The organism is Embleya sp. NPDC050493 (assembly GCF_044458105.1).
Lineage (GTDB): Bacteria > Actinomycetota > Actinomycetes > Streptomycetales > Streptomycetaceae > Embleya.
The window spans coordinates 34,845-52,433 of sequence record NZ_JBITHP010000036.1 but is presented as its reverse complement, the minus strand read 5'-3'; the positions used below and the strand labels follow the sequence as shown (position 1 = coordinate 52,433).

The 17,589-nt window shown below is 73.4% G+C and carries 14 protein-coding genes; 10 read left to right on the top strand and 4 right to left on the bottom strand.

From position 1 onward, the window contains the following. Positions 1–14 precede the first annotated feature (14 nt). Both ACIBM5_RS41440 and ACIBM5_RS41435 read left to right on the top strand, forming a co-directional pair. Positions 15–1,319 carry an MFS transporter gene (locus ACIBM5_RS41440; RefSeq protein WP_391586616.1) on the top strand — a complete coding sequence of 435 codons (1,305 nt, stop codon included), beginning with the start codon at positions 15–17 and terminating at the stop codon, positions 1,317–1,319. A 108-nt stretch (positions 1,320–1,427) separates the two neighbouring features. Continuing rightward, complete coding sequence (locus tag ACIBM5_RS41435) at positions 1,428–2,228, top strand: maleylpyruvate isomerase family mycothiol-dependent enzyme (protein ID WP_396011860.1); 801 nt, start codon at positions 1,428–1,430, stop codon at positions 2,226–2,228. Between the two features lie 241 nt (positions 2,229–2,469). On the opposite strand, the gene ACIBM5_RS41430 is transcribed toward ACIBM5_RS41435, so the two are convergent. After that, positions 2,470–3,216, bottom strand: a complete 747-nt coding sequence (locus tag ACIBM5_RS41430) for a 3-keto-5-aminohexanoate cleavage protein (RefSeq protein ID WP_396011859.1) — start codon at positions 3,214–3,216, stop codon at positions 2,470–2,472. A gap of 163 nt (positions 3,217–3,379) precedes the next feature. Between ACIBM5_RS41430 and ACIBM5_RS41425 the strand changes: the two genes are divergently transcribed. Further along, entirely contained in the window at positions 3,380–4,426 is a 1,047-nt protein-coding gene (locus ACIBM5_RS41425; protein ID WP_396011858.1) for a hypothetical protein, read from the top strand. A 186-nt stretch (positions 4,427–4,612) separates the two neighbouring features. On the opposite strand, the gene serC is transcribed toward ACIBM5_RS41425, so the two are convergent. Next, positions 4,613–5,731: a phosphoserine transaminase gene (gene serC, locus ACIBM5_RS41420; protein WP_396011857.1), complete on the bottom strand. Its 1,119-nt coding sequence runs from the start codon at positions 5,729–5,731 to the stop codon at positions 4,613–4,615. A 220-nt stretch (positions 5,732–5,951) separates the two neighbouring features. On the opposite strand from serC, the gene ACIBM5_RS41415 reads away from it, so the two are divergent. Together ACIBM5_RS41415 and ACIBM5_RS41410 are read left to right on the top strand one after the other, a co-directional pair. Continuing rightward, a complete protein-coding gene (locus tag ACIBM5_RS41415) occupies positions 5,952–8,807 on the top strand; it encodes an FAD-binding and (Fe-S)-binding domain-containing protein (protein WP_396011856.1) in 2,856 nt (951 codons plus the stop codon). Positions 8,808–8,837: 30 nt separating this feature from the next. Further along, positions 8,838–9,269, top strand: coding sequence for a PPOX class F420-dependent oxidoreductase (locus tag ACIBM5_RS41410; RefSeq protein ID WP_391586610.1), 432 nt, complete (start codon positions 8,838–8,840; stop codon positions 9,267–9,269). A 114-nt stretch (positions 9,270–9,383) separates the two neighbouring features. Here the strand turns inward: ACIBM5_RS41410 and ACIBM5_RS41405 are convergent, their stop codons facing one another. After that, on the bottom strand, positions 9,384–12,458 hold the full coding sequence (locus ACIBM5_RS41405; RefSeq protein ID WP_396011855.1) for a sacsin N-terminal ATP-binding-like domain-containing protein: 3,075 nt from the start codon (positions 12,456–12,458) through the stop codon (positions 9,384–9,386). A gap of 213 nt (positions 12,459–12,671) precedes the next feature. On the opposite strand from ACIBM5_RS41405, the gene ACIBM5_RS41400 reads away from it, so the two are divergent. Next, complete coding sequence (locus ACIBM5_RS41400) at positions 12,672–12,929, top strand: hypothetical protein (RefSeq protein WP_396011854.1); 258 nt, start codon at positions 12,672–12,674, stop codon at positions 12,927–12,929. Between the two features lie 121 nt (positions 12,930–13,050). Here ACIBM5_RS41400 and ACIBM5_RS41395 read toward each other — a convergent pair whose 3' ends face one another. Next, positions 13,051–13,902, bottom strand: coding sequence for a DUF3027 domain-containing protein (locus tag ACIBM5_RS41395; protein WP_396011881.1), 852 nt, complete (start codon positions 13,900–13,902; stop codon positions 13,051–13,053). A gap of 134 nt (positions 13,903–14,036) precedes the next feature. On the opposite strand from ACIBM5_RS41395, the gene ACIBM5_RS41390 reads away from it, so the two are divergent. Genes ACIBM5_RS41390 through ACIBM5_RS41375 form a run of 4 tightly spaced genes read left to right on the top strand, consistent with a single transcriptional unit; the run spans position 14,037 to position 17,552 of the window. After that, a complete protein-coding gene (locus tag ACIBM5_RS41390; protein ID WP_396011853.1) occupies positions 14,037–15,596 on the top strand; it encodes an MFS transporter in 1,560 nt (519 codons plus the stop codon). Between the two features lie 10 nt (positions 15,597–15,606). Further along, positions 15,607–16,065: a DUF2771 domain-containing protein gene (locus ACIBM5_RS41385; RefSeq protein WP_391586606.1), complete on the top strand. Its 459-nt coding sequence runs from the start codon at positions 15,607–15,609 to the stop codon at positions 16,063–16,065. Positions 16,066–16,068: 3 nt separating this feature from the next. Next, entirely contained in the window at positions 16,069–16,719 is a 651-nt protein-coding gene (locus ACIBM5_RS41380; protein WP_396011852.1) for a futalosine hydrolase, read from the top strand. After that, entirely contained in the window at positions 16,716–17,552 is an 837-nt protein-coding gene (locus tag ACIBM5_RS41375) for a 1,4-dihydroxy-6-naphthoate synthase (protein WP_396011851.1), read from the top strand. The genes ACIBM5_RS41380 and ACIBM5_RS41375 overlap by 4 nt, the downstream gene beginning before the upstream one ends. Positions 17,553–17,589: the final 37 nt, after the last annotated feature.

The following is a 17,589-nucleotide window of genomic DNA, read 5'->3' as shown; positions in this document are numbered from 1 at the left end:
CGAAAGGGGAGCCCGTGGCGGCGACAGCCGGCACCTTCTCATCACTACGAAACCGCAACTTCCGGCTGTTTGCCGCCGGGCAGACGGTGTCCAATACGGGCACCTGGATGCAACGCATCGCCCAGGACTGGCTCGTGCTCAAGCTCACCGGCAGCGCCACCGCGCTCGGGGTGACCACCGGTCTGCAATTCCTGCCCATGCTGCTGTTCGGCCTGTGGGGCGGCGTGATCGCCGACCGCTACCGCAAGCGCCTGCTGTTGATCGGCACACAGACCGTGATGGGTCTGCTCGCCGCCGTGATGGCGGTCCTGGTGTTGAGCGATGCCGTCCAGGTGTGGCACGTGTGGCTGCTGGCGTTCGGCCTGGGCATGGCCACCGCGGTGGACAATCCCGCACGGCAGGCGTTCGTGATCGAGATGGTCGGCCGCAAGGACCTGGCCAACGCGGTCAGCCTGAACTCGGCCAACTTCCAGCTCGCCCGGATCGTCGGCCCCGCGGTCGGCGGCCTGTTGATCACCGCGATCGGCACCGGTTGGGTGTTCGCGGTCAACGCGGTCTCCTACATCGCGGTGCTGCTCGGCCTGCTGGCCATGCGCGAGTCCGAATTGCGCACGATGCCGGTGGTGGCCCGCGAGAAGGGCCAACTGCGCGAGGGGCTGCGCTATGTGCGCGGCCGTCCCGACCTGCTCGTGGCGATCGCCCTGGTCGGCTTCATCGGCACCTTCGGCTACAACTTCGCGGTCACCCTCGCGACCTTCTCCAACGACGTCTTCCACGCCGGACCCGGCTCGTTCGGGCTGCTCAACACGGTGTTCGCGGTCGGCTCGCTGGCGGGCGCCCTGTTCGCGGCCAAGCGCGGCCGGACCCGGCTGCGGGTGCTGGTCGGCGCCGCGATCGTGTTCGGGCTGCTGGAGACGATCGCCGCGCTGATGCCCGGCTACTGGAGCTTCGCGCTGCTGCTCGTGCCGATCGGGATCGCCGGGCTGACCTTCAACACCGCGGCCAACTCGACCGTGCAGCTCGGCAGCGACCCGGCGATGCGCGGTCGGGTGATGGGCATCTACATGCTCGTGTTCATGGGCGGCACCCCGCTGGGCGGCCCGCTGACGGGGTGGCTGGCGGAGAGCTTCGGGCCGCGTACCGGGCTGCTCGTGGGCGGCTTGATCTCGCTGGCCGCGGCGCTCGTGGTCGGTGTGCTGCTCGCCCGGCACGCCGGAGTCCGACTGCGGCCGGGCTCGGTGGTGCGCGCGATGCGGCCGGCGACGCCCGCCGTCTCGGCGACACGGTCGGAGTTCGGTAATCCCGTGGTCAAGATCTGACACAGCGTCAGCACTGGTGTGCGATACACCCTTTCTTGACGCGGGATTCACGCCCTGGGGTGACGCAGACCATCGACACGTCACCCGAAACGCTGGAATCCTCGACGAATGGACTACGTGCGGTTCCAGCACCTGTTCCAGGCGGAGGGTCTCCGCTTGGGCCAGGCGGCCGTCACGGACATGGACGCGCCGGTACCGTCCTGTCCCGGTTGGACGGTCGCCGACGTCGTACGACATTCCGTGCTCATGTACACCGGCGCCGCCGGGCAACTACGCCCGGAGCAGCGCCCGGTCGCGCACAACGCGCGCCCGGGCGCAGGCAGTGCGCACCCGGTCACGAACAGCTCGACCAAGGGGGATCTGCTCGACACCTACAACCGGGCGCACGCGGCGCTCGTGACCGAGATGGCCCGGCGGGACCCGCTCGACCCGATCGAGGGCGAGGCCCTCGACCCCGGCGTCGCCGACGGCGTGGACGGCGACGGGCCCGACCCGGGCACCGCCGGCTTCCTGGTCCGCCGGATGGCGCGCGAGGCCGCGGTGCACCGCGCCGACATCGAGATGGCCGTCGGCACCCCGGGACCGCTGGACGCCCAGCAGGCCCTGGACGGCATCGACGAGGTGCTGGGGGTACTGCTCCCGGCGCACTACGACGGCGGCACGCGCGACGGCGCGAGCGGGCGCACCATCGGCGTGCACAGCAACCGGCACCACTGGCGGCTGACCATGCAGCGTTCCGGCGTGACGATGTCCCGCGACCGCGGGTTCGCCGACGCGGCGGTCAGCGGCGAGCCCGCCGAACTGCTGCTCTACCTGTGGGGTCGACGCCCCGGCACGGTCGTCTCGCAGACCGGCGACCGCAGCGTGCTCGCCGCCTTCCGCCGCCGCCTGGCGGCCTCGATGGTGTGACCCGCGAGGGCGGGCGCCCGGCCGGGATTCGGCCGCGCGCCCGCGCCGCGTAGGCTCTGGGGCGTGAATCCCCGCACCAGAACCCGCGTCGTCACGGCCACCCTGGCCCTCCTGCTCATCGCCGTGATCATCGGCGCCTTGATGCGTTAGGGCCGGAGCGGCACCCGGGCCGGCGCGCGACCGCGCACTCCCGGCACGCGGGATCGACGGGGCGGATCCGCGCGCGGACGCCGCCGTGCGGTCAGTGCGGATTGCCCGCCGAGCGGGCCGCGAGAGCTCGGTCCGTGGCGATCCGCACCAGCGTCGCGTTGCCCGAGACCCGGCGGCCTTCCGGGTCCAGCAGGGTGTCCTCCAGGCCGATCCGGGTGTCCAGACCGGCCGCGATGGCCGCGTCCAGGACCGGCCACGCGGACTCGTTCGCGCCGTGCAGCAGGCGCGGCACCGCGATGTCGTGCCGGTCGAGCACCGCCAGGATGCGGCCCGCCTCGTCCAGCGCCTCCCCCACGTCGGCGCGTTCGACCTCGATCAGGATCCGGGTGCACACCGCGGCCAGGTCCCGTTCGACCAGCAGTTCCGCGTCCGCCTCGGTCCACACCCCCGCCTCGACTCCCACACCCAGGTGCGCGAGCACGTACGCGAGGTCGACCGAGCCCTCCTCGGACAGGTTGACCGACGCCAGGTCGGGCAGCACCGTCCAGGCGCGCACCGCGGCCAGCCGGGCCGCGGCGTCGGGCTCGATCCAGGCGCCCGTGCTCACCCCGATCGGCACCCCCGGCGCCGCCCCGCGAATCGCCCGGACCACCGGCGTGATCACGTCCGGCGCCAGGCTCTCCCGGCCGCCGCGACCGCGCGGGTGCACGTGCACGATGGACGCCCCCGCGGCCACCGCGGCGCGGCTGTCCGCGGCGATCTGCGCCGGCGTCAGCGGGAGCGCCGGGTGCTCCTCGGGGCGCCGTGCGCCGTTCAGACATGCCTTGATCAGTGTCATGGAAGACTCCGAATGCCGACGCCCACGAACTCCCATCCCATCCCCGATGCCCGGCAAACCGCAATGGATTCGGCCCACCTGTCGCAAAGTGGTCCCCGACTCGGCGGCGATCGGGGTCGGGCCGGCAGGGTGGACCCATGACTGGACGGGACGGGTGAAGCGGGTGGGACGGGGACGGACGCGCGGCTTCGGCGCCCTGACGGCGGCGGTGGCCCTGGTGGTGGCGACGCCGGCATCGGCGGTGGCCGACGCGGACGTGTTGTTCACCATCAAGGACGAGCGGATCACCGAGTCCAGCGGCCTGGTGGCCAGCGCGCTGCACCCGGACGTCTACTGGACGCACAACGACAGCTCGGACGCGCCCAAGGTGTACGCGATCGGCAAGGACGGCACCACGAAGGCGACCATCACGCTGGCCGGCGTGGATGCCCGGGACTGGGAAGCGATCACCATCGGCAAGGACGACGCGGGCAAACCGGCGGTCTTCGTCGGCGACATCGGCGACAACCTGCACGGCAAGTGGCCCGAGGTGTGGATCTACCGCTTCGCCGAACCCGCGACGCTCGCCGACGCGACGGTCAAGGCGACCAAGTTCCGGGTGAAGTACGACAACGGTCCGCGCGATGCCGAGGCGCTGCTGATGGACCCGCGCACGAACAGGCTCTACATCGCGAGCAAGGAGGGCGAGGGCGGCCTGTACGAGCAGCCCGAACAGCTCTCCCCGACCGGGATCAACACGTTCAAGCGGATCGCCGCCGCCGGCCCGACGGTGACCGACGGCGCGTTCGCGCCGGACGGCTCCCGGTTCGTGCTGCGCGGCTACTTCTCCGCCACCGTGTTCGCCGCGCCGGGCAAGGAGTTGGCCGGGGTCGGCGTGCCGATCCAGCGCCAGGGCGAGTCGGTGGCGTGGAGCCGGGACGGCAGGGAGTTGTTGTTCGGCAGCGAGGGCAAGGGCAGCCAGGTGCGCCGGGTCGAACTCAAGGGCGACAACCGCCCGGACCTGGTGCGCAACGCGCCCGGCGGCGGTACGTCCGGATCCGGGTCGGACGGCGGCGGTTCCGCGGACCCGACCACGTCCGCCGGTGACGACGGCGACGGCGAGTCCACCACGGACAAGGCCAAGACCTACGGCCCGGGGCTGCTGGCCGTGGCCGGCCTGGTGGTGCTGTTCTTCGCGTATCGCCGGCTGGGCGGCCGAAACCGGAACTGACCGACGACGGGACCGCCGACGACCCCGCAAGGGGTGCCGAAGGGCCGCCTTCTCTACGCCGGTTCGGCGCACGCGTGCCGAAGGGCCGCCTACCAGAGGCCGGTTCGCCGCACGCGTGCCGAAGGGCCGCCGCCCCGGGACCAATTCGGTCCGGAGCGGCGGCCCGTCAGGCGTTGCGGACGCGGGTCAGAGCTGCTCGATCACGTAGTCGACGCACGCGGTCAGCGCCTCGACGTCGGCCGGCTCGACGGCCGGGAACATCGCCACCCGGAGCTGGTTGCGGCCCAGCTTGCGGTAGGGCTCGGTGTCCACGATGCCGTTCGCGCGCAGCACCTTGGCCACCGCGGACGCATCCACCGAGTCGGCGAAGTCGATCGTGCCGACCACCTGCGAGCGGGCCGCCGGGTCGGCCACGAACGGGCTCGCGTAGGCGGACTTCTCGGCCCACCCGTACAGCCGGCTCGACGAGTCGGCGGTGCGCGCGACGGCCCAGTCCAGGCCGCCCTGCCCGTTGATCCAGTCGAGCTGGTCGGCGAGCAGGAACAGCGTGCTCAGCGCCGGCGTGTTGTACGTCTGGTCCTTGACCGAGTTGTCGATCGCGGTGGCCAGGTCGAAGAACGGCGGGATGTAGCGGTCCGACGCGGCGATCCGCTGCGCCCGCTCCAACGCCGCCGGCGAGAACGCCGCGAGCCACAGACCGCCGTCGGCGGCGAAGTTCTTCTGCGGCGCGAAGTAGTACACGTCGGTCTCGGCCGCGTCCACCGGCAGCCCGCCCGCCGCGGAGGTCGCGTCGACCAGCACCAGCGAGCCCGCGTCGCCGCCGGCCGGGCGGGCGATCGGCATGGCGACACCGGTCGAGGTCTCGTTGTGGGTCAGGGCGTACACGTCCACGCCCGCCTCGGCCTGCGGCAGCGGGTGCGTGCCGGGCTCCGACTTGATCACCGTCGGCTCGTCCAGCCACGGCGCGGCCTTGACCGACGTGGCGAACTTGGAGGAGAACTCGCCGAACGACAGGTGCTGGGACTTGCGCTCGACCAGGCCGAACGCGGCGATGTCCCAGAAGGCGGTGGCACCGCCGTTGCCCAGGACCACCTCGTAGCCCTCGGGCAGGGAGAACAGGCTGCCGACACCTTCGCGAACCCGGCGCACCAGGTTCTTCACCGGCGCCTGCCGGTGGGAGGTGCCCAGGAGAGAGGTACCGGTCGCCGCGAGGGCGGCGAGCGCCTCGGGACGTACCTTGGACGGACCCGAACCGAACCGGCCGTCGGCGGGCATGAGCGCTGCGGGAATCTGGATCTCGGCCACGCGGAGAGCGTAGTCGTGTCCGTTTCGTGGGTGATGTGTATTCCGCACAATGAGACGATCGTGGCCGGCATGTGGCGGGAGGCGTCTCGGCGGGTGGACGGTACGCGACCGGGGCCGGTGCTTCGTGCTCGGCCCGACGGACGGTGGGGGCCGGGTCCGGAGCCCGGCGAGCGGGCGTGTTCGGCTCGGTCGGCGGGGCACGACGGATGAGGATGACGCGGTGACGGCACAGCTCGGGGACCTGGAAGGCGCGCTGCGGGCGCGGGTGCGCGGCGAGGTCCGGTTCGACCCGCAGGCCCGCGCGCTGTACTCGATGGACGCCTCCAACCACCGTCGGGTGCCGCCCGGGGTGGTCGCGCCGCTGGACGCCGAGGACGTGCTCGCGGCGCTCGCGGTGTGCCACGAGCTGGGCGCGCCGGTGACCGTGCGCGGCGGCGGCACCAGCATCGCCGGGCAAGCCACCGGGAACGGCGTGGTGCTCGACCTGGCCCGGCACCTGAACCGGATCCGCCATGTGGACCCGGCGACCCGGATCGCCCACGTCGAGCCCGGCGTGGTGCTCGACGACCTGCGCCGGGAGGCCGGCCGGCACGGACTCACCTTCGGCCCGGACCCGTCCACCCACAGCCGCTGCACACTCGGCGGCATGATCGGCAACGACGCGTGCGGGTCGCACTCGGTCGCGTGGGGCCGGACGAGCGCCAACGTCGAATGGCTCGACATCGCGACCGTCGACGGCACCCGGATGCGGGTCGGCCGCGATCAGCCGGTGCCCACGACGGGCCGCGCCGCCGAGATCCACGCCGCGCTCGCCGAGCTCGCGGACGCCAACCTGGCGCTGATCCGGCGGGGCTTTCCCGCCCTGCCGCGCCGGGTCTCCGGCTATGCCCTGGACCGGCTGCTGCCCGAGCACGGCCGCGACCTGGCCCGGGCCCTGGTCGGCACCGAGGGCACGTGCGTCGTGGTGCTCGGGGCCGGTCTGCGCCTGGTCGAGGCGCCCAGGGCCCGCGTCCTGGCCGTGCTGGGCTTTCCGGACGACTTCGCCGCGGCGGATGCGGCGCCCGGTCTGCTGCCGCACGGTCCGCTGACCGTGGAGAGCCTGAGCGCGGGCCTGGTCGCGTTGGCCGCATCCGCACGCGACGTCGAACTGCCGCCCGGCGCCGCCTGGTTGTTCGTCGAGGTCGGCGGGGACTCGGTCGCCGAGGCGGCGGCGCGGGCACACGCGCTGGCCGGCTCCGGACCGGCGCGGGTGGTCACCGATCCGGCGGGGCAGCGGGCGCTGTGGCGGATCCGCGAGGAGGCGTCCGGCACCGCGACCCGGATGGCGGACGGCTCGGAGGCGTGGCCGGGCTGGGAGGACACCGCCGTGCCGCCCGAGCGGCTCGGCGCGTACCTGCGCGCGTTGGCCGAGCTGATGGCGCGGCACGAGCTGCGCGGACTGCCGTACGGCCATTTCGGCGAGGGCTGTGTACACATCCGCATCGACTTCGACCTGCTCACCACCCGCGGCGTCGCGGCGTTTCGGGCCTTCTCGTCCGACCTGGCGGATCTGGTGGTCGCGCACGGCGGCTCGCTGTCCGGGGAACACGGCGACGGACAGGCCCGGGCCGAGTTCCTGCCCCGGATGTACGGACCGGAGATCGTCGAACTGTTCGGCGCCTTCAAGGCGATCTGGGATCCGGCCGGGTTGCTGAACCCGGGCATCCTGGTTCGTCCACACCCTGTGGACGACAATCTGCGTTTCACCGGGATGCGCACGCCCGTGCCGGTGGAGTTCGGCTATCCGGCCGACGGCGGCGACTTCGCCGCCGCGGTGCGGCGCTGCGTGGGAGTGGGCAAGTGCCGCGAGACCGCGGACACCTCCTCGGGCGGCGTGATGTGCCCGTCGTACCGGGTCACCGGCGAGGAGGCGCACTCGACGCGCGGGCGGGCCCGGCTGCTGCACGAGATGCTGATCGGCGACGTGATCACCGACGGCTGGCGCTCCACCGAGGTCCGCGACGCGCTCGACCTGTGCCTGTCCTGCAAGGGTTGCCGCAGCGACTGTCCGGTGGACGTGGACATGGCCACCTACAAGGCCGAGTTCCTGCACCACCACTATCGGGGTCGGCTGCGGCCCGCGGCGCACTACGCGCTGGGCAACCTGCCGCTGTGGGCCCGTGCGGTGGGCGCGGTGCCGGGTCTGGCGGGGGTGGCCAACGCGGCGGCGGGGGTGCCGGCGCTGCGGCGTGCCGCGCTCGGCCTGGCCGGACTCGATCGCACTCGGGAGATCCCGCCGTTCGCCGCCGAGCCGTTCACCCGCTGGTGGCGCGATCGGCCACGTGTGGAGGGGGGTTCGCGCCGTCGGGTGGTGCTGTGGCCGGACACCTTCACCAACCGGTTCCGGCCCGAGGTCGGCCGCGCGGCGGTCGAGGTGCTGGAGGCCGCCGGGCTGGAGGTGGTGGTGCCGCCCGGGTCGGTGTGTTGCGGCCTGACCTGGGTCTCGACCGGGCAACTGGGCGTCGCGCGCCGGGTGATGACCCGTACCGTGCGCACCCTGCGGCCGGCGATCGAGGCCGGGCTGCCGATCGTGGGCCTGGAACCCTCCTGCGCGGCGGCGCTGCGCACCGACGTACCCGAGTTGCTCGGCCGGGCGGCGGACGGCCTCGCGGACTCGGTCAGGACGTTCGCCCAGGCCCTGGAGGAGTACGCGCCGCACTGGTCGCCGCCGGTGCTCGATCGTGAGGTGACCGGCCAACTGCACTGCCACCAGCATGCGGTCCTGGGCGACGCGGCCGACCGTCGGTTGCGCACCCGGGCCGGGTTGACCGGCGAACTCGCGGGCGGCTGCTGCGGGTTGGCCGGAAACTTCGGCTACGAGGCGGCGCACGGCGAGGTGTCGCGCGCGGTCGCCGCGGACCGGCTGCTGCCGGCGCTGGAAGCCGCCGGGCCGGACGCGGTGACGCTGGCCGACGGCTTCAGCTGCCGCACCCAGATCACCCACCTGAGCGATCACCGCCCGGTACACCTGGCCGAACTCCTGGCCGCCGGATTGCCCGGGCGGGCCGGTCACCCGGGTGCGCGCGGCGGGGAATAGCCGGCGGGTGATCGGGGATTGGCTCCGGATATGACCGACACACCGTTCAACCCGCGCACGCTGCTCGCGGAGAGCCGGCTCGGCGTCCTGGCCACGATCAAGTCGGACGGCCGCCCCCAGCTTTCCCCCGTGATGCCGTACTACGACCCCGAGGCGGGTCTCCTGTACGTCTCGATGACCCAGGGCCGCGCCAAGACGGCGAACCTGCGCCGCGACCCCCGCGCCGCGCTGGAGGTGACCGGTCCCGACGGCCGCTCCTGGGCCACCGCCGAGGGCACGGTGACCCTGACCGGTCCGGGCACCGACCCCGACGGCCCGGAGGTCGAGGCGCTGGTCGCCTACTACCGGCGCGCCGCCGGGGAGCACCCGGACTGGGCCGAATACCGCGCGGCGATGGTGAGCGACCGCCGGGTGCTGATGACGATGACGGTCGACCACGTGTACGGCGCCGACCTGCGCTGAGAACGCGACGGGCGGACTTCGTACCGCGGCCCGCCCGTGCTCGCCGCACCGGCACGTCCCCCGCGTGCCCGGCGAGCCGCCCGAGTCCGCCTCGGACCGGGCGGCTCGCCGGCCTCACACCCCGTCGAAGTCGCGTTCCGTCGCAAAGTGGTCCGCGTTCTCCGGGTGGGTGAGGAGTTGTTCCACCTCGAAGCGGCGGTGCCACTCGCCTGCCGCCCAGGCCAGGCCGCGGGCGACGCCCTCGAACGTGGTGGCGTGCACTCGACCGTCGATGTAGCGCCAGTCCGCGTCGAGTTCGGTCCCGTTCGGGCCGGAGACGATCAGTTCCTCGTGCTCGAAGTACTCCTTCGGCGCGTCCGGCATCGCCGCCAGCACGTCGTCCGGCACCTCGTGCGGCGTGCCCTCGGAGAGCACCTTGCCCGGGATCGTCTCGGACAGCAGCGGTACGTCGAGCAGGTCGGCCAGCGCCTCCGCGCGGTCCGGGCGCACCGGCAGCACCACGTGCGCCGCGTCGTCCGCGACCAGCGCCGCCAGGTCCGGCGCGTCGCCCACCAGCGCGTCCGCCACGTCGGCCACGGTCATCCGCCCGCCCGAGACGCCGCGCAGTTCGGTCGGCGCGGACAACCGCTCCGGTGCGACGTCGGCGAGCGCGGTGTACAGCGCCCGCAACTGATCGCGCGTCACGGGCCGCTCCGGGTCCGCCAGACGCTCCAGGAGTTCGTCCGGGCCGTCCGGGTCGGCCAGCAGCGCCGAGAGCGTCGTACGCACGCCCAGGGCGGTCAGGAAGACCGGGTCCAGGCTCGCCCGCACCTCGTCGTAGAGCCCGTGCAGCAGCCGGTCCCCGTCGGCGGCGAGCAGACCAGCCGGCCGCCGGCCGTCCAGCACCGGGTGCCCGCGCAGCCACCACGCCGTGTACGAGGGCACCCGGGCGGTGCCGCCGTCCGGCAGCAGGGCGTGCGCCGGCTCGATCACCGCGGTGCGCAGCGGCGGCGTGGCGATCACCTCCAGCGCCTCGTCCCACGCGTCGTCCGCGACCAGGTCCAGGTCGCGCACCGCGACGAAGGTCGCCAGCACCGGCGGCACGCCCTGGTCGGGCATGTGGTCGAGCACGTCGTCCAGCCAGTCGTCCTCGGCGTCCAGGTCGTGGTCGCAGCCGTCGTGGTCCAGGACCACGTCGTCCTCCTGGACCAGGCCGAAGGTGCCGAGCACGCCGACCGCCTCCAGCACGTCCTCGCCCCAGCGCTCGACCAGGTCCGGGTAGACGACGCCGAGCGCGCCCGGCTCGACCACCGCGGCGATCCGGCTGCCGGGCAGCATCAGTTCGCCGGCCGGGACCGCGTCGCCGTCCACGTCCGGCAGCAGCAGCGCGGACAGCCAGGGCTCGTCGCCGGGGCCGATCCGGGCGGCCCGGACCAGTTCCAGGATCGCCTCGGCGATGTCGTCGCCGTCCTCGCTCTCGGCGACCGCCGCCCGCACCGCCGGGTCCGCGAGCACCGCGCGCGGGGTGGCCCGGACCGCGCCCAGCCGCTCCAGGAGCGGGTGGGTCGCGTCCGGGTGGGCGACCCGCAGTCGGAGCACGGCCGGCGCGGCCAAGTCGGGGGTGTCCGGACAGGGCAGCAGGATCCCGCGCGGCCCGCGCACGATCCGGCCGTCCGCCAGCGGCACCGGCAGGGCGCCCAGCGCGTCCCGGGCCGCCGGGTCGAACGCGTCGTACAGGGCCCGCCACCAGGCCGGGTCCCGGTCCATGCCGGCCAACTGGTCGACCACCTCGGCCAGCGGCAGCCGGCGCACCCCCAGCACCCGCAGCGCCGCGCTGCGGTCCAGCCCGGCGGGCAGCAGCCCGGCCACCACCGGCGCGAGCGCGTCCACCAGGCCCGGGCTCGCGGTCTCGATCAGCACCGCGTCGCGCGGGCGCAGCAGGTCGCGGTCGCGCGCGGCGGTGCCGCGGTCGAGCAGCAGCGCGTCCGGGTCGTCCGGCTCGGCCTCGGAGGCGGGCGCGGCGGCGGGCAGGAACGCGGTGTCGGCGAGCCGGCTCAGCACCCGGTGGCGCAGCAGCCCGTCCAGTTCGCCCTCGGCGGTCGGTCCGGGCACCAGGCTCAGGATGCCGGTGGTCGTGGTCGGCCAGGTGGCCAGCAGCGTGGCGTAGGTCTCGGCGGCGCGCTCGATCAGGAAGTCGCGCAGCGGGCCGGGCGCGGTGTGCCGACGGGTCGGGTCGAGCGGGAAGGAGGCGACGAGCAGCGCGGGCAGCCCGAGCGGCTCGTCCGTGGGTGTGGGGGCGTGCACCACGGCCCGTACGCTCGGCCGGCGCGGCTGGTCGGCGGCGTCCAGCGGGACCGCCCACAACACCGACCACGCGGCCCGGCGGCGCTCCTCGGTGGGCCGGTCGGCGAGCAGCTCGGGCTCCAGCGCGCCGCCGTCCTCGCCGACCCGCCAGCGGGTTTCCACGCCGTTGTCGGCCACCACGAGGGCACCGCCGTCGGCCCGGCAGGTCAGCGTGCGCACGCCGTCCGGGGTCTCGATCACGATCTCGGCGATCCGGCGCAGGGTGAGCAGCAGCGCGTCGTCGATCTCGGCGAGCAGCCGGCCGGCCAGGTCCGCGGCGGCGCCGTCGCGCAGCGGCAGCACGACGCAGGTGTCGTAGTCCTCGGGCGGGGTGCCCTCGGCCGGCATCGGCAACCGCAGCACCGGCACACCGCCGTCGCGCCGGGCCAGTTCGTCGGTCAGCCCGGCGTTGCCTCGGGCCGCGTCGGCGACCAGGTCGCGCGCCTCCTGGAGGGACCAGCGCACGCCGCCGGTGCGCGAGAGCACGCACGGCTCGTCGGTGACCGCGAGCACCGCGGCGAAGCCGACCCCGAACCGGCCGACCGCCTCGGGCCCGTCGTCGCGCTTGGCGGAGGCCCGCAGCGTGGACAGCGCCTCGACGCCCTGCGCGTGCAGCGGGTCGCCGGTGTTGGCCGCGACCAGGACGCCGTCGCGCAGGGTCAGCCGCAGCCGGCCCGGCACGCCCGCCCGGGCCGCCGCGTCGGCGGCGTTCTGCGCGAGTTCGACCACCAGGCGGTCGCGGTAGCCGCCGAGGGCGAGTTCCTCCTCGGCGTTCGCGTCCTCCCGGAAACGCGCGGGCGACGCGGCCCACGCGTCCAGTACGGCTCGCCGAAGCGAAGCGGTGCCAAAGCGGTCCTCGATGCCCATGCCGTGCGCCGTCCCTCGTTCGCGGATGTGGCCGGAACCCTATTGCGTTTCCGGGCACACGGCTTCCCGGTGATCCCACCGTGTGGACGGCAGTGGATCAACTCACACAAAACCCACACAAACAACTACCCCCGATTCCCTGGCGAGACCCGAGGACGCCGGAGTAGACACACGGGTGGGGGAAACCCCGCTCGCTACGGAAGGGGAGACAACGTGGCTACCTATCGCACGCAGATCCAGTGGGGCGACGCGGACGCCGCCTGGCACGACGACGCGGACCTGGCGATCGTCGTCCAGAGTCGCAACGCCGTGATTCCGGACAAGGCGCGCCCGGCGACGGGCACCCAGCTTTCCTGGTCCGGCCCCCAGGGCAACGCGACGATCACGTTCTTCGACGACGGCGCGCGCTTCCAGGGATCCGCGCAGTTCCCGGGCGAGGGCCCGGTCGGTTTCCGCGGCACGGCTCGCTGACGCGAACCCGAAACGACCCGAAGCCGCCACCGGATCGGTGGCGGCTTCGGCATGTCGGTCGGGTAGGGGTCGAGGACGTCGGGCGTGTCGCGCGAGGTCGCGCACACGTGCACGGGATCGATCAGGAGTGGCCCAGTTGGTCCTCGCCGGGCTGCATGCCGTCCTCGTCCACCGGGCTCTCGACCGGGCGGATCCGCACGGTCTCGATCCGGTACTCGTCCAGGGACAGCTCGGCGGCAGGCGTCGCGGCGGGCATGACCGCCGCTTCCGAGTGGCCACCGCAGCCGTAGGCGAGCGAGACCATCCGGCCGTCGGCGGGCGAGTACTCGTTGGCGCACACTCCGAACGCCTGCCCGAGCGGGCCGCCGATCTTGACCAGGAATCCACAACTCGTGCAGTGCGCCGGGGCGGCCTGGGCCATGGGCGTGGCCCGGCCGAACTGCTCGTCCCAGCGATCTGCGGCCAGATCGCGGCCGACCGGCGACAGGACGCGCGCGCGCCCCTGCCCCAGTTCGTACGCGACCGCCTTGGGACCGAACGCGATCGGTTCGGTCAGTTCCTCCTCTGTCTCGTCCGCTCCGGTGTAACCGAATTCGAGACGGGGGTCGTCGGCGTCGGTGGGCAACAGGTCGCCCACGCCGAGGTCGCCGGGACGAAGGCGCTCGTTCCACGGCACCCAGGCAGGCGCGAGCAGCGCCTCGGGTCCCGGGACGAGGACGGTTTCGTCCACGGTCACCAGCTTGGCGCGGGGCGCGCGGGCAACGGTCACCGCCCACCGCCAGCCGTGGTAGGCGGACTCGCGGCACGCGAACAGGTGGGTGACCAGGCGATCACCATCCACCTGAACACCCAGATGCTCGCCGACGGAGTCCTGACCTGCGGCTTCCTCGGCGGCAGCGAAGGCAAGATCAACCGCCTCGGCGCAGAGGCGGTCCGGGGTTCGACTACGGGTCGCGGCACTCACGAGAGTGATTCTCTCTCACGCGTCGAAGGTCTCCACCGCCGATACCCTCAAAACACGTCCGATTCCCGAACGGGCGCGCGGAGCGAGCCCTTCCTGGCGTGTCGCGACCGCATCAACCAAGGGAGCGAGGGCAGGATCCCGGCGTGGCAGCCTCCAAGACCACCACCGCATCACGGCGCACCATTCGTGCGCCGGGCTCGACCCGTGGGTCGTACGCCAAGAACCGGGGTCCGGCGCGTCGCGCGCTGGGCTGGTTCGGCGGACTGTTCACCGGCGGCTTCGGCAAACTACGCGGCGCGGCCCGGGCCAAGGGGGCCGGAGAAAGCGGCCTCGCCAAGCTGATCGAACTGCATCTGATCAACAACGCGGGCGACGCGCTGGTGACCATGGCCCTGGCCACGACCGTGTTCTTCTCGGTGCCCACCGGCGAGGCGCGCGACCGGGTCGCCATGTACCTGCTGATCACGCTCGCGCCGTTCGCACTGCTCGCCCCGGTGATGGGTCCGATCCTGGACCGGATGCGCCGCGGTCGCCGCTTCGCGATGGCGGTGGCGATGCTGGTCCGGGTCGGCCTGTGCTGGCTGATGGCCGGCTCGGTGAACAACGGCGGCCTGGAGCTGTATCCGGCGGCCTTCGGCGTCCTGGTCTCCTCCAAGGTGTACGGGGTCAGCCGCAGCGCGGTGGTGCCCCGGCTCCAGCCGCGCTCGGTCTCGCTGGTCAAGGCGAACTCGCGGATCACCCTGTTCGGCCTGATCGGCACGATGGGCGCGGCACCGGTCGCGGGCGGTCTGAAGTACGCGTTCGGCACACCCGGGATCCTGTACGGCGCCTGCGTCGTGTTCACCGTCGGCGCGATCCTGGCCCTCACGTTGCCCGCCAAGGTCGACTCGGCCGAGGGCGAGGACCGGGCCTCCTTCACCGCCGAGGCGCCCGGCGTCGAGCACAAGCGCAAGGTGTCGCTGACCAAGCTGCGGGCCGGCCGGGACGGGGACACCACCGAGGCACTGCCCGAGCCCAGGGCCGAGGAGACGGTCGCGGGCAGCGCCGGCGTGCGCGAGCCCGGTCGCAAACCGCCCCGGGTCAAGACCTCGCGGCGGCTGCGCAGCGTGGGCCCGTCCGTGGTGCAGGCACTGTGGGCGAACGCGGCGATGCGCGGCTTCTCCGGCTTCCTGATCATGTTCCTCGGCTTCCTGATGCGACAACACCCGGTGGCCGACCTGTCCGCGACCCAGGCCACCATCGCGGTGGTGGTCGCCGCCGCGGTCGGCAACGCGGTCGGCACCGGGCTCGGGGCCTGGCTCAAGTCCCGTGCGCCGGAGGCGATCATCGTCGGCGTGCTGCTGGTGTCCGCGTCCTGCGCGGCCTGGGCGGCGGTGATGTACAGCCTGGTCACCGTGCTCGCGGTGGCCGCGGTCGCCGGTCTCGCCCAGGCGCTGGGCAAGTTGTCCCTGGACGCGATGATCCAGCGCGACATCCCCGAGGAGGTGCGCACCTCCGCCTTCGCCCGCACCGAGACCGCACTCCAGGTGGCGTGGGTGATCGGCGGCGGCATCGGCATCGCCCTGCCGCTGAACGGCACGCTGGGGATGAGCGTGGCGGCCGGCGTGCTCACGCTGGCGCTGGTGACCGCCGGTCGCAAACTGACGACTCGCCGAGCGCGGCGCAAGCGGTCCCCCGGCATCCGGCTGCGGGCCGCCCGGTAATCTTCCGATCATGAAGACTCGCCGCCCTGCCGCGCTCGCCGGCGCCGCCGTCCTGGGCGCGCTCGCCCTGACGGGTTGCAACATCGACAAGCCCACCCCGTTGGTGACCCTGGTCACCGGGAGTACGTCGGTCCACTCCGAGGCCGAGTGCTACAAGGACGACGGCACGATCGACGACGCGAAGGTGTCGGACTGCCTGAACAAGACGAAGCTCAAGACCATCTCGGTCGACGAGGGCGGCAGCTTCTCGGTCGGCGTGGACAAGAAGATCGCCGACGCCGGTTGGCTGCTCCTGTTCGACGGCAAGCCGCAGACCCAGTCCGTGATCAAGACCACGTTCTACTCCGACATTCGGCTGAAGTACGGGTCGCCGCAGAAGGACGACGAGCCGATCCTGGTCCAGGTCGTGCAGCCGGACGGCGAGCAGGGCTACCGGGGCATCTGGGCGTTCAAGGTCAAGAAGAAGTAGCTCTTGCCCATCCTGGTGATCACCGCCGTGGCCGCCGAACGCGATGCCGTGCTCGGCGGTGCGCGCTCCTGGCGGACTCCCGGCCCGGACGTGCTCGCGGTCGGCGCGGGCCCGGCCGCGGCCGCCGCCGGAACCGCTGCGGCGCTCGCCCGGGGTGCCTACGACGTGGTGATCAACGCCGGTATCGGCGGCGGCTTTCCGGGCTCGGCGCCGGTCGGCTCGACGGTGCTGGCCACCCGCGTGGTGGCCGCCGACCTGGGTGCGCAGACCGCCGACGGGTTCGTGCCGATCGAGGAACTGGGCTTCGGGACGAGCGCGTTCGACGTCGACCCGCAACTGGTCGCCCGGGTGGGTGACGCCCTGCGGGCGGCGGGCCTTGCGCTCGCCACCGGTCCGGCGCTCACCGTCTCCACCGTGACCGGCACCGCCGCGCGCGCCGCCGAGTTGGCCCGGTGGCACCCGGGTGCCGCGGTCGAGGGCATGGAGGGCTTCGGAGTGGCAACCGCCGCCGCCGCGTTCGGCGTGCCGATGCTCGAACTGCGCACCATCTCCAACGCCGTGGGCCCGCGCGACCGCGCGGCGTGGCGCATCCCCGACGCGCTGCGCGCACTCGCCTCGGCCTTCGCCGCGCTCGAAGGGAGCCCGACCCGATGACCCTGTCGCTGGCCTACTCGCCGTGCCCGAACGACACGTTCGTCTTCCACGCGTGGACGCACGGCCTGCTCGCGGACGCGCCGCCCGTACAGGTGCGCTACGCCGACATCGACATCACCAACGGCCTGGCCGAGCGCGGCGAACTGGACCTGCTGAAGGTCTCCTACGCGGCGCTGCCGTGGGTTCTGGACGAGTACGCGCTGCTGCCCTGCGGCGGCGCGCTCGGCCGCGGCTGCGGCCCGCTCGTACTGAGCCCGGTCGCGAGCACGCCCGCGGCGCTGGCGGGCAAGGTGGTCGCGGTGCCCGGCGAACGCTCCACCGCCTACCTGCTGTTCCGGCTGTGGGCGGCGCGCAACGTACCCGGCGGCGTGGGCGAGATCCGGGTGTTGCCGTTCGACGAGATCATGCCCGCGGTGCGCGACGGCGTCGTGGACGCGGGCCTGGTGATCCACGAGGCGCGCTTCACCTACCAGCGCTACGGACTGACCTGCCTGGCCGACATGGGCGACTGGTGGGAGTCGGACACCGGGCTGCCGATCCCGCTCGGCGCGATCATCGCCAAACGATCGCTGGACCTGCCCGCCCTGGCCGCGGCGGCACGCGCGTCCGTCGAGCACGCCTGGGCGAACCCGGCCGCGTCGCGCGCCTATGTCCTCGAACACGCCCAGGAGATGGACCCGGTGGTCGCCGACCGGCACATCGCCCTGTACGTCAACGAGTTCACCCGAGACCTGGGCGAAGCCGGCCACGCGGCAGTGACCCACCTGCTCACCCGAGCCGCCACCGAGGGCCTGGTCCCACCGATCCCCCCCGGCGCCCTGCAACTCCCCTAGCGCCGGACGGGAGATCGGACAATCAGCCCGTCCGGCG